Annotated in this window: 12 protein-coding genes; 9 read left to right on the top strand and 3 right to left on the bottom strand. The window is 65.5% G+C overall.

What is annotated here, in order from left to right; translation table 11 throughout:
• Positions 1-2: 2 nt before the first annotated feature.
• The gene (gene hisA, locus FBT96_RS06275; RefSeq protein WP_136905469.1) at positions 3-722 is read right to left on the bottom strand and encodes a 1-(5-phosphoribosyl)-5-[(5-phosphoribosylamino)methylideneamino]imidazole-4-carboxamide isomerase; all 720 of its coding nucleotides are present in this window, start codon (positions 720-722) and stop codon (positions 3-5) included.
• A gap of 137 nt (positions 723-859) precedes the next feature.
• Between hisA and FBT96_RS06270 the strand changes: the two genes are divergently transcribed.
• The gene (locus FBT96_RS06270) at positions 860-1,243 is read left to right on the top strand and encodes a DUF2147 domain-containing protein (protein WP_136905468.1); all 384 of its coding nucleotides are present in this window, start codon (positions 860-862) and stop codon (positions 1,241-1,243) included.
• A 74-nt stretch (positions 1,244-1,317) separates the two neighbouring features.
• On the opposite strand, the gene FBT96_RS06265 is transcribed toward FBT96_RS06270, so the two are convergent.
• Positions 1,318-2,157: a universal stress protein gene (locus FBT96_RS06265; protein WP_136905467.1), complete on the bottom strand. Its 840-nt coding sequence runs from the start codon at positions 2,155-2,157 to the stop codon at positions 1,318-1,320.
• 249 nt (positions 2,158-2,406) lie between these two features.
• On the opposite strand from FBT96_RS06265, the gene ccoN reads away from it, so the two are divergent.
• The 8 genes from ccoN to ccoS all read left to right on the top strand — a co-directional run bounded on the left by ccoN (position 2,407) and on the right by ccoS (position 10,468).
• Positions 2,407-4,005, top strand: a complete 1,599-nt coding sequence (ccoN, locus tag FBT96_RS06260) for a cytochrome-c oxidase, cbb3-type subunit I (protein WP_136905466.1) — start codon at positions 2,407-2,409, stop codon at positions 4,003-4,005.
• A gap of 12 nt (positions 4,006-4,017) precedes the next feature.
• A complete protein-coding gene (ccoO, locus tag FBT96_RS06255; RefSeq protein ID WP_136905465.1) occupies positions 4,018-4,746 on the top strand; it encodes a cytochrome-c oxidase, cbb3-type subunit II in 729 nt (242 codons plus the stop codon).
• A gap of 11 nt (positions 4,747-4,757) precedes the next feature.
• Positions 4,758-4,934, top strand: coding sequence for a cbb3-type cytochrome oxidase subunit 3 (locus FBT96_RS06250; RefSeq protein ID WP_136905464.1), 177 nt, complete (start codon positions 4,758-4,760; stop codon positions 4,932-4,934).
• Positions 4,935-4,979: 45 nt separating this feature from the next.
• Positions 4,980-5,873 (top strand): cytochrome-c oxidase, cbb3-type subunit III, encoded by an 894-nt coding sequence (gene ccoP / locus FBT96_RS06245; RefSeq protein WP_136905463.1) that lies wholly within the window; start codon positions 4,980-4,982, stop codon positions 5,871-5,873.
• Positions 5,874-6,140: 267 nt separating this feature from the next.
• Positions 6,141-7,601, top strand: coding sequence for a cytochrome c oxidase accessory protein CcoG (ccoG, locus tag FBT96_RS06240; protein WP_136905462.1), 1,461 nt, complete (start codon positions 6,141-6,143; stop codon positions 7,599-7,601).
• Between the two features lies 1 nt (position 7,602).
• Complete coding sequence (locus FBT96_RS06235) at positions 7,603-8,058, top strand: FixH family protein (protein ID WP_136905461.1); 456 nt, start codon at positions 7,603-7,605, stop codon at positions 8,056-8,058.
• A 5-nt stretch (positions 8,059-8,063) separates the two neighbouring features.
• Entirely contained in the window at positions 8,064-10,292 is a 2,229-nt protein-coding gene (locus FBT96_RS06230) for a cation-translocating P-type ATPase (RefSeq protein WP_136905460.1), read from the top strand.
• A 17-nt stretch (positions 10,293-10,309) separates the two neighbouring features.
• The gene (gene ccoS / locus FBT96_RS06225) at positions 10,310-10,468 is read left to right on the top strand and encodes a cbb3-type cytochrome oxidase assembly protein CcoS (RefSeq protein ID WP_013066901.1); all 159 of its coding nucleotides are present in this window, start codon (positions 10,310-10,312) and stop codon (positions 10,466-10,468) included.
• 107 nt (positions 10,469-10,575) lie between these two features.
• On the opposite strand, the gene FBT96_RS06220 is transcribed toward ccoS, so the two are convergent.
• Positions 10,576-12,198, bottom strand: coding sequence for a D-alanyl-D-alanine carboxypeptidase family protein (locus FBT96_RS06220; protein WP_136905459.1), 1,623 nt, complete (start codon positions 12,196-12,198; stop codon positions 10,576-10,578).
• Positions 12,199-12,256: the final 58 nt, after the last annotated feature.

Here is a 12,256-nt window from a genome sequence, read left to right as displayed (position 1 = left end):
CCCTAGGCCTTCAGCGCCGCAAGCGCCGCCGTCAGATCAAGCGCGCCATCATAGATCGCGCGGCCCGAAATCGCGCCCGCGATCACGCCGGTGTCGCGCAGCGCGATCAGATCGGGCAGGGACGACACGCCGCCAGAGGCGATCACCGGGATCGAGACGGCGCGGGCAAGGGCCTCGGTCGCCTCGATATTCGGGCCGGTCATCGCGCCGTCGCGCAGGATGTCGGTGTAGATGATCGCGGCAACGCCCGCATCTTCGAAGCTTTGCGCCAGATCCGTCACCAGCACGTCGGTTTCCGTGGCCCAGCCCTTGGTCGCCACCTTGCCGTTGCGCGCATCGATGCCGACCGCGACCTGACCGGGGAAGGCCTTCGCCGCTTCGCGCACGAGGTCCGGGTTTTCCACCGCCACCGTGCCGAGGATCACCCGCGCAAGGCCCTTTTGCAGCCAGCGCTCGATCGTCGCCATGTCGCGGATGCCGCCGCCCAGCTGCGCGGGAACGGTGATGCGGGCGAGGATCGCCTCGACCGCGGCGCCGTTCACCGGCTCGCCCGCGAAGGCGCCGTTGAGATCGACCAGATGCACCCAGGCGCAGCCCGCCGCCTCGAACTTCGCCGCCTGCGCCGCCGGGTCGGTGCCGAAGACCGTGGCCTTGTCCATTTCGCCGTGCAAAAGCCGCACGCAGTTGCCGTCCTTGAGGTCGATTGCGGGGTAGAGGATCATGGGCTGGCTCCTTGTCGCTGCCCGCCTCTTGCCATGGGCGGCGGCGCTTGCCAAGTCCGGGTCAACGTCACGTCAGGCTTGCCGGGAATCGGGCTCTGTGTCGCAATGACGCGCAGGGAAACCGGGAGGAGACACCGATGAAGACGACCCTGATGGCGGCGGCGCTTTGCCTTGTGGCGGGGATGGCCGCGGCCGATCCGATCGAGGGGCTGTGGCAGACCCAGCCCGATGACGGCGCCTATGCCCATGTGAAGATCGCCCCCTGCGGTCCGGCCTTTTGCGGTACGATCGTGAAATCGTTCAAGGAGACGGGGCCTTACGACTCGCCCAATGTCGGCCGGCAGATCGTCATCGACATGGTGCCGAAGGGGCCGGGCACCTATGAGGGCAAGGTCTGGCGGCCTTCGAACGACAAGATCTACATCGGCAAGATCGCGCTTTCAGGCAGCGCGATGAAGCTTTCGGGCTGCGTCGCGGGCGGGCTGATCTGCAAGGCGCAGGCCTGGACCAAGGTGAACTGATCCGGCTTGCGCCGAAAATGAAGCGGCGCCCCGCGGGGCGCCGTTCCGTTGCGTGAGTGGCAGTCGTCGTTCGTTCAATGCGCCATCAGGACCGGCACTTCGGCCATTTCCAGCATGTTGCGCGTGGCACCGCCCAGAATCGCCTCGCGGAAGCGCGAGTGACCATAGGCGCCCATCACCACCATCTCCGAGGAGGTGTCGCGCACATGGCGGTTGATCACATCCGAGATCCGCGGCAGCGTCTTGGCCAGAACCGACACTTCGACCTTCACGCCATGCCGCGCCAACCATTGGCTCAGCTGTCCGCCCGGGTCGGACCGTTCCGGTCCATGCGCGGGCGGGTCGATCACCGTGATGTCCACCAGCGTCGCCGCCTTGAGCAGCGGCAGCGCCTTGCGGATCGCGTTCATCGCCTCGTTCGACTGGTTCCAGGCCACCACGACGCGGCGCGGCGCCAGCGACGGCACCGCCGCATCGGGCATGATCATCACCGGCGATTGCCCCTCGAACAGCGCGGCCTCGACCGCGGCTTCAAGTTCCTGACCACGCCCCTTGCCATAGGGATGCCCCATCACCACCAGATCGGCAAAGCGGGCGCGCAGCCCGACGACGGTCGCGATCGCGCCGATCTGCGCCACCACGGCCTCGCTGCTCCAGCGGATTTCCTCGCCCGCCAGACGCTCGCGCATCGTCCGTTCCAGCTCGCGCGCCTCATCTTGCGCGCGGTCCAGAACTTCCTGCTGCACGAAGGCCGTGGCCCCCGCGTAATAATAGCCCGTCTGGGTCCGGTCGACGCCCATGCAAAGCACTTCCAGATGGGCATCTTCGGCGCGAGCCACCGCCATTGCCGACTCAAGCTGGAGCCGGGCCTGTGAGACATCCGTCACAATCGTCAAAACTGTTTTGTAGGCCATGTGACCCCTCCATGTGCCGATTCTGTCCTTAAATTAACGGGTTCCGTCCGGTCACGCCTTGACGCGGATCAAGCTTTCAAGTGGACACCGTGACACGGTGCGACGAACGGTCGCATCCTCTTGTCAAGAGTTTGATCAAGGTCAAAGCGGGTGTCATACCCTGAAGTCACAAAGAACAAGAGAGAGAGATTTCCTGCTCCGGCCGAATCGTCGGTGCGGGAATTAAAAACGCGAAGGGACGCAAAAAACATGTGGGATTACGTCAAGCTTGTCGCGCTTGGCGTCGTGGCGGCTATTGCCGCTTACGCCGCCAGTCAGGCGCGAGATTTGCCGTATATGGTGAACATGGTCGAGGTCGCGCTTGCGGCCGTGATCGCGTTCATCTGGGTGCTGCGCACCATGGGGGACGCCAAACCCTCGAAAGACGAGTATTTCGACGGCGTGATCCGCGCCGGCGTGATCGCAACCACCTTCTGGGGGATCGTCGGCTTCCTCGTGGCCGTCGTCATCGCCTTCCAGCTTGCCTTTCCCGCGCTGAACCTTGAATTCGGCAACGGGATGCTGAACTTCGGGCGTCTGCGTCCGCTGCACACCTCGGCGGTGATCTTCGCCTTCGGCGGCAACGCCCTGATCGCCTCGGCCTTCTATGTCGTGCAGCGCACCTCGGCGGCGCGCCTGTTCGGCGGCACCAGCCTTGGCTGGTTCGTGTTCTGGGGCTGGCAGCTGATCATCGTCACCGCCGCGACCTCCTATGTGCTGGGCGGCTCGCAGGGCAAGGAATATGCCGAGCTGAACTGGCATATCGACATCCTCGTCGCGGTGGTCTGGGTGGCCTATCTGATCGCCTTCCTCGGCACGATCTTCAAGCGCAAGGAACCCCACATCTACGTGGCGAACTGGTTCTACCTGTCCTTCATCGTGACGATCGCCATGCTGCACATCGTCAACAACCTGGCCATCCCGGTCTCGATCTTCGGCACCAAGTCGGTGCAGCTGATGGCGGGCGTGCAGGATGCGATGACGCAATGGTGGTACGGCCACAACGCCGTGGGCTTCTTCCTCACCGCGGGCTTCCTTGGCATGATGTATTACTTCGTGCCGAAACAGGCCGAGCGTCCCGTCTATTCCTACAAGCTCTCGATCGTGCACTTCTGGGCGCTGATCTTCCTCTACATCTGGGCCGGTCCGCACCACCTGCACTATACCGCGCTGCCGGACTGGGCTTCGACGCTGGGCATGGTGATGTCGGTGATCCTGTGGATGCCGTCCTGGGGTGGCATGATCAACGGCCTGATGACGCTTTCGGGCGCCTGGGACAAGCTGCGCACCGATCCGGTGATCCGGATGATGGTGGTTTCGATCGGCTTTTACGGCATGTCGACCTTTGAAGGCCCGATGATGTCGATCAAGGCGGTCAACTCGCTCTCGCACTACACGGACTGGACCATCGGTCACGTGCATTCGGGCGCGCTGGGCTGGAACGGCATGATCACCTTCGGCATGCTCTACTTCCTGACGCCGCGCCTGTGGGGCCGTTCGGGGCTTTACTCGCTGAAACTGGTCAGCTGGCACTTCTGGCTCGCCACGATCGGGATCGTGCTTTACGCCTCCTCGATGTGGGTGTCGGGCATCATGGAAGGCCTGATGTGGCGTGAAGTCGATGCGCAGGGCTTCCTGGTGAACGGCTTTGCCGACACCGTGGGCGCCAAGTTCCCGATGAACGTCGTGCGTGGCGTCGGTGGTGTGCTGTATCTGACCGGCGGTCTGATCATGGCCTACAACCTTTGGGCCACGGTCGCGAAACAACCGAAGACGGCCAATCTCGCCGTTGCGGTTCCGGCGGAATAAGGAGCAACGCAGATGTCAATCATGGACAAACACCACGTTCTGGAAAAGAACGCGACGTTGCTTTTGATCTTCGCCTTCCTCGTCGTCACCATCGGCGGCATCGTGGAAATCGCGCCGCTGTTCTATCTGGAAAACACCATCGAGAAGGTGGAGGGCATGCGTCCCTACACCCCCCTCGAGCTGACCGGGCGGGACATCTACATCCGCGAGGGCTGCTATGTCTGCCACTCGCAGATGATCCGCCCGATGCGCGACGAGGTGGAACGCTATGGCCATTACAGCCTGGCGGCGGAATCGATGTATGACCATCCGTTCCAGTGGGGCTCGAAGCGGACGGGGCCCGACCTCGCCCGCGTGGGCGGCCGCTATTCGGATGCGTGGCATGTCGAACACCTGTCGAACCCGCAATCGGTGGTGCCGGAATCGGTGATGCCGAGCTACGGCTATCTGGCCAAAGTGCCGCTTGACAGCACCTGGATCGAAGATCGCGTCAGCACCGATGCGCTCGTGGGCGTGCCCTACACCTCGGAGATGATCGCCTCGGCCAAGGCCGACTTCGTCGCCCAGGCGGACCCGAACGCCGACAGCGCCACGCTGCTGGCGGGCTATGGCGAAAAGGTCAACATCCGCAACTTCGACGGTCAGCCCGGTCTGACCGAGATGGATGCGCTGGTGGCTTATCTGCAGGTGCTCGGCACGATGGTCGATTTCTCGACCTTCCAACCCGTGGCAAGTCGCTGAAGGAGCTGGGGATGGACTATCATATCCTGCGTGAATTCGCCGACAGCTGGGCGGCGCTTGCGCTTTTGCTCACCTTCATCGGTGCCGTGATCTGGGCCTTCCGGCCCGGCTCGTCCAAGGTTCACGACGATATCGCGAACATCCCTTTCCGCCATGAAGACAAACCCGCCGATCGTGGCCAGGGCTGACCCCCCGGACACGACGACGGCGCCACGCGGTAAGGAGGCGTGGAGATGAGCAAAAAACCGACGACCAAGAAAGAGGTGCAGACCACTGGACACCAGTGGGATGGCATCGAGGAACTGAACACGCCGCTGCCGCGCTGGTGGCTGTGGACCTTCTACGCCACCATCGTCTGGGGTGTGGCCTATTCGATCGCGATGCCGGCCTGGCCGATCTTCGCCTCGGGGGCGACGCCGGGGGTGCTCGGGTCTTCGACCCGCGCCGATGTCGAAAAGGACATCGCCAAATTCGCCGAGATGAACAAGGCGGTGGAAGACAAGCTGGTGGCGACGGAGCTGACCGCGATCGCGGCCGATCCGGAGCTGGTGACCTACACCCGCAACGCGGGCGCCGCGGTGTTCCGCACCTGGTGCGCGCAGTGCCACGGTGCGGGGGCGGGCGGCAACGCGGGCTTCCCCAGCCTGCTTGATGGCGACTGGCTGCATGGCGGCGCGATCGAGACGATCTACACCAACATCAAGCACGGCATCCGCGACCCGAAAGACCCGGACACGCTGCCGGTGGCGAACATGCCGGCGCATCTGACCGATGAGCTGCTTGAACCGGCGCAGATCGACGACGTCGTGCAATATGTCCTGAAGATCTCGGGGCAGACGGCCGACGAAGCCCGGGCGGGGGCCGGTCAGCAGGTCTTTGCCGAAAACTGCGTCGCCTGTCACGGCGAAGACGCCAAGGGCCTGGTGGAGATGGGCGCGCCCAACCTCACCGACGGGATCTGGCTTTATGGCGGCGATGCGGCGACGATCACCAGCACGATCCAGTATGGCCGGGGCGGCGTGATGCCGTCGTGGAGCTGGGCCGAGCCGGGCGCGAAACCGCGTCTGAGCGAGGCGCAGATCCGGGCCGTGGCGTCCTACGTCCACAGCCTTGGCGGCGGCCAGTAACAGCGAAACCTGATCCCGGGGGGGTGCCTGCCCCCCGGGAAGCACCGACGCCCCGTCCTGTTCGCGCGTTTCCCGGGGCGTCGGTGCGTTTCAGCATATCTGCCCCCTGGCCCTGTCGATCAAGGGGACACACTGGCCGAAATGCCCCGATCCGGGGAACGCACGTCCAAAAAGCTGCATCGGCAATATAGCTTTAAGGTGCAGTTGCAAACCCGGCCCGTTCCTGTTCAATCCCGTCAGGACGGAGCCCAGCCAACGGAGACACCCGTGAGCGCCAATCAACCAAGTCCCGACGACGCGCCGCTTTACTTTGCGCGTGAACCGATTTTCCCCCGACGCATTTCCGGCAAGTTCCGTTCGCTCAAATGGGTGCTGATGGCGCTGATGCTGGGCATCTATTACATCACGCCCTGGATCCGCTGGGACCGCGGCGCGGCGCTGCCCGATCAGGCGGTTCTGCTTGATCTTGGCAACCGGCGCTTCTTCTTCTTCGGGCTCGAGATCTGGCCGCACGAATTCTACTTCGTCGCGGGCCTTCTGATCATGGCGGGGCTTGGGCTGTTCCTGTTCACCTCGGCGCTGGGCCGGGTCTGGTGCGGCTATGCCTGCCCGCAGACGGTCTGGACCGATCTTTACATCCTTGTCGAACGCTGGGTCGAGGGCGACCGCAACAACCGCATCCGCCTGCACCGTCAGGCCTGGAACGCCGAGAAGATCCGCAAGCGGCTGATCAAATGGGGGCTTTGGCTGTTCATCGGTCTGGCCACCGGGGGGGCATGGGTGTTCTATTTCACCGATGCGCCGACGCTGCTTTCCGATCTTCTCACCGGCGACGCCTCGCCGATCGCTTACACCACCATCGCCATCGCCACCGCGACGACCTTTGCCTTTGGCGGTTTCGCCCGCGAACAGATGTGCATCTATGCCTGCCCCTGGCCGCGCATTCAGGCCGCGATGATGGACGAGGACACGATCACCATCGCCTATCGCGACTGGCGCGGCGAACCCCGCGGCAAGCTGCAAAAGAACGAGAAACTGGCCGAGGGGCAGGGCGATTGCATCGATTGCATGGCCTGCGTCAACGTTTGCCCGATGGGGATCGACATCCGCAACGGCCAGCAGCTCGAATGCATCACCTGCGGGCTGTGCATCGACGCCTGCAACGAGATGATGGACAAGATCGGCAAGCCGCGCGGCCTGGTGGGCTACATGGCGCTGAAGGACGAAACGAGCGAACGCGCCGGCAACAAGGTCACCAACATCTGGAAACACGTGCTGCGGCCGCGCACGCTGCTTTACTTCACGCTCTGGGCGGGCTTCGGCATCGCGCTGGTGGTGGGGCTCTTCCTGCGCTCGCCGCTCGACTTCAACGTCACGCCCAGCCGTGATCCGCTGTTCGTGACGCAATCGGACGGCACGATCCGCAACATCTACACCCTGCGCATCCGCAACAAGCACGGTTCGGAAGAAACCTTCCGCATCTCGGCCACGACGGCGGATTACGAGGAAACCCAGGCGCTGAAACTGACGCTGGAAGGGGTCGAGGGCGACACGATCACCGTGCCCGCCGACCAGCTTTACAACCAGCGCCTTTATCTCGATGCTGGTCCCGCGTCGGATCTTGCCGGGGCCAAGCGGACCGAGATCATGATCTGGGTCGAACAGGTGGGCGAGGACGAGCCGGTGTCGGATTCGGCCGGGACCGTCTTCAATGGCAAGGGCAAGTGAGATGGCGAAACCGCTGACCGGCCGCAAGGTCCTGTTGATGTTCGTGGCCTTCTTCGGGCTGATCATCGCCGTCAACGTGACGATGGCGGTGCAGGCGGTGAAGACCTTCCCGGGGCTCGAGGTGGCGAATTCCTATGTCGCCTCGCAGACCTTCGACGCCGACCGCGCCGCGCAGGAGCGGCTTGGCTGGACGGTGAAGCCCGCCTACGCGAACGGTCTGCTCACCCTCGACATCCGCGACCGGGCGGGGAACCCCGCGCCGCTGGGCCAGCTCGAGGTTCTGGTCGGCCGCACCACCATGGCCGCGGATGACCGCAAACCGCAGATGACCCGGACCGACGGCGTCTATTCCGCGCCCCTCAGCCTTGCCCCCGGGGCCTGGCTGATCCACCTTTCTGCCACATCCGCGGACGGGGTGCTGTTCCGGCAGCGCCTCGATTTCTTCGTCGAAGGCTGAGCCCAATGACCGCTGCCCCCCTTGCGTCGGTGACCTCCCCTGCGGGGGTCACCGAAGATCACCTGTCCGCTTCCGCCTGCCCGGCCTGCCTTGCCGCGCCCTCGGCCGAAGATCTGGCGAAATCGGGCGATATCAAGGGGGCGCGGATCATGCTGTCGCTGCCCACCGCCCATTGCGCGGTCTGCATCACCGATGTCGAACGCGAGATGGAGGCGCAGCCGGGCGTGCGCTCGGCGCGGGTCAACCTGACGCTGAAGCGCGTTTCGGTCGATGCCGAGGCGGGGGTGACCGCCGAGGCGCTGGTCGAGGCGCTCGGCAAGATCGGCTACGAGGCCTATGAGCTGGACCCCGGCATGCTCTCGGCGACGGAAACCGACAAGCGGGGCAGGGATCTTTTGATGCGGATCGGCGTCGCCGGTTTCGCGATGATGAACATCATGCTTCTGTCGATCGCGGTCTGGTCGGGCGCCGAGGCCGCGACGCGCGACATGTTCCACTGGATTTCCGCCGCCATCGCGCTGCCCACCGTGGTCTTCGTCGGCCAGCCCTTCTTCGCCTCGGCCTGGGGCGGGCTGAAACACGGCCGCGTCAACATGGATGTGCCGATCTCGCTGGCGCTGATCCTCGCCTCCTCGATCTCGATCTTCGAGACGATGAACCACGGCCATCACGCCTATTTCGACGCGGCGGTGATGCTGTCCTTCTTCCTGCTCGTCGGCCGCTATCTTGACTACCGCACCCGCGCCGTGGCGCGCTCCGCCGCCGAGGAGCTGGCGGCGCTCGAAGTCCCCCGCGCGACGCTGCTGCGCGAGGGCGTCGAAACCGTCGTGCCGGTGGCCGATCTGAAGCCCGGCGATCTGATCCGGGTGCGCCCGGGCGGCCGCATCCCGGCCGATGGCGAGGTGACCCTGGGCACGTCGGAAACCGACCGCTCGCTTCTGACCGGGGAAACCCTGCCGGTCTATGTCGGCCCGGGCACGATGCTGTCCGCCGGAGAGGTGAACCTGACCGGACCTTTGACGCTGCGTGTCACCGCGGCGGGCAAGGACAGCTCGCTGCACCGGATGGCCGATCTGGTGGCGATGGCCGAAAGCGCGAAGACCCGCTACACGACCTTGGCCGAACGTGCCGCGCGGGCCTATTCGCCGCTGGTGCATGCGCTCTCGTTCTCCGCCTTCGGCTACTGGATGTGGGCGACGGGCGGCGATCTGCGCTTTGCCGTCAACATCTCGGCCGCCGTCCTCATCATCACCTGCCCCTGCGCGCTCGGGCTGGCGGTGCCCGCGGTGATCACCGCGGCCTCGGGCAAGCTCTTCCGCAAGGGGCTTTTGATCAAGGACGGTACCGCGCTTGAACGGCTGGCCGAGGTCGATACGGTGGTTTTCGACAAGACCGGCACGCTGACCATGGGCACGCCGGTTCTGGAAGGGCTCGACACGATCGAGGAGGAAACCCTCTCGGTTGCGGCGGCGCTGGCGCAGGCCTCCTCGCATCCGCTGGCGCGGGCGCTGGTGGCGGCGGCCGAAGCCCGCGAAATCCGCCCCGTCGCGCTCGATGATCTGCGCGAGGTGCCCGGCTTCGGCATCGAGGGGCGGCTGGGCCGTCTGGCGCTGCGTCTGGGCCGGGCCGACTGGGTCGGTGCCGCGCCCTGCGATGGCACCTCCACGCATCTGCGGCTGGGGCAGGCCGCTCCGGTGACCTTCCGCTTCTCGGATCACCTGCGTCTGGGCGCGGCCGAGGCGGTGGCGCTTTTGACCGCGCAGGGCAAGCGGGTGCTGATGGTCTCGGGCGATGTCGAGACGGCGGTCTCGGCGCTTGCGGGCAAGCTGGGCATCACCGAATGGCATTCGGGCACGCTGCCCGCCGAAAAGGCGGCGCTTGTGGCCGATCTGATGGGGCAGGGGCGGCGCGTCCTGATGGTGGGCGACGGGCTCAACGACACCGCGGCGCTGGCGGCGGCGCATGTCTCGATCTCGCCCGCCTCGGCGCTCGATGCGGCGCGCACGGCCTCCGACATCGTGCTTCTGGGCGCCGATCTGGCGCCGGTGGGCGATGCCCTGCGCATCGCCGGACAGGCGCGGCGCCGGATCAAGGAGAATTTCGTGATCTCCGCCGCCTATAACGTCGTCGCCGTGCCGCTGGCGCTGGTGGGTCTTGCCACGCCGCTCGCGGCGGCCTTGGCGATGTCCACCTCGTCGATTACTGTGTCGCTGAACTCGATGCGGCTGAAATAGCCCGAACGGAGCCCAAGATGTCGGTCCTGACCTATCTGATCCCGATCTCGCTGTTTCTGGGCGGTTTCGGCCTTGTCGCCTTCCTGTGGTCGCTGCGCGCCCGGCAATATGACGACCCGAAGGGCGATGCCGAACGGATCCTGTCGGGCAAATACGACGACCGTCCCAAAAGCTGACACGGCGCAAAGGGCGTATTTGGACCAAGAAGAAACCCGGACCTCTTTTTCAGGGATCCGGGTTTCTTCTTGGCAAAAATACGCTCTTGTCGCGGGCAGGGCCGGGCTTACGGCCCGATCACCGAACAATCGACCGCGCGGGCGGCAAGGCGCGCGCAGGCCAGATCGGCATCGCCGCGGCTGAGCCCGACAAAGAGCGCGTCATAGCCCGATTTCCGGGTGGCGACCTTGCGCAGCCCCTGCGACAGCGCGGTGCTTTCCATCAGCGCGGTTTTCAGCAGCACCTGTTCGGCGGCATATTGCGACGGATATTTGCCAAGGCTGATGCCCCAGTTGCGCCCGCCCGAGGAAGAGGCGCGGGCGACGACCTCGCGCTTGCCTTCGGGCATCGGCGCGGGCGGCGTCAGCGCGGCGAGAATCACCGTGTCGTTGCGCGGCACCTGCGCCGAGGAGCCGAGCGCCAGGGTTTCGGGCTGCGCGGTGGCGGTCTGGATGAAGACCGGACCGGAGGGATCGGTGTCGCCCTGCGCCTCGACGGTTTCGTCGGCGGGTTCGATCATCGCCAGCGTCTCGGGCTGCGGCGCGGTGACCTGTTCGAGAGGCTCGGCTTCGGGGGCCGGTTCGGGGGCGGCGGCGGCCAGTTGCACCGGCGCGTCTTCCGGCTCGGGCGCAGCGGCGGGGCGGGCCTGCGGGCGCGGGCTGCGGGCAAGGCCGGCAAGCTCCACGGTCTCGGGGGCGACCTCTTCGGGGGCGGCGGCGCGGGCGGCGACGGTCGCGGCCCCGGCGGCGGCGGCGGCGAGTTTCACCGCCTCCTCGTCGCCGTCTTCGGCCGTTTGTGCGGCGTCGACCTGCGGACCGGCGATGTCGCTGTCGGCATTGGCCATCAGCATCGGCGGCTCGGGCTTTTGCGCATTGACCTTGCCCGGCGCGCGCTCAAAGCCCAGATCGAGCAGCTCGGCCATCTTCGCATTGCGCGCCGCGGGCGAGGTGCCGCCGAAGACCGTCGCGATGATGCGCTTGTTGCCGCGCTGCGCCGAGGCGGTCAGGTTGAAGCCCGCGGGCACGGTGTAGCCGGTCTTGATCCCGTCCGCGCCCTCGTAGGCGTCCAGAAAGCGGCGGTTCGTATTCGCCACATGGGCGATGCCCGCATCTGCGGTCCGGCGCGAGAACAGGTTGTAATATTGGGGAAAATCGTAAAGCAGGTGGCGGCCGAGCAGAGACATGTCATGCGCGGTCGACAGGTGCCCCGGCTTCGTCAGCCCGTTGGCGTTCTTGAAGGTGGTGTTCTTCATGCCAAGCGCCTTGGCGGTGCGGTTCATCCGCGCCGCGAAACGCGCCTCGTCGCCGCCCAGAAAATCGCCGATCGCCGCGGCGGCATCGTTGGCCGACTTGATCGCGGCGCCGCGGATCAGATAGCGCAGCGCGATCTTTTGCCCGGTGCGCAGGCCCAGCCGCGAGGGCGCCTGACCGGCCGCATTGGCCGAGACCGTCACCATCGTGTCAAGGCTCGCCTCGCCCGACTCGATCGCCTGAAACGCGATGTAAAGCGTCATCATCTTGGTCAGCGAGGCCGGGTGAAGCCGCGTGTCGGCGTTCTTTTCGTAAAGAACCTCGCCGGTGCGGGCGTCCATCACATAGGCCGCAAACGGTGCCGCCGAAAGCGCCACCGGAAGAAGAGCCAAGAATACTGCCAAAAGCCCCGAAAGGCCCCAGTGCGTCAGCCTGGTCACGATAACTGCCCTTACTGCCTCTATGTGCCCCGTTGTGGTCTGGGACTTGGCGGCAAGA

The organism is Rhodobacter capsulatus (assembly GCF_005144475.1).
GTDB classification, from domain to species: Bacteria; Pseudomonadota; Alphaproteobacteria; order Rhodobacterales; family Rhodobacteraceae; genus Rhodobacter; species Rhodobacter capsulatus_C.
The sequence above is the reverse complement of the archived record's forward strand: the minus strand, read 5'-3'. Positions and strand labels throughout refer to the sequence as shown.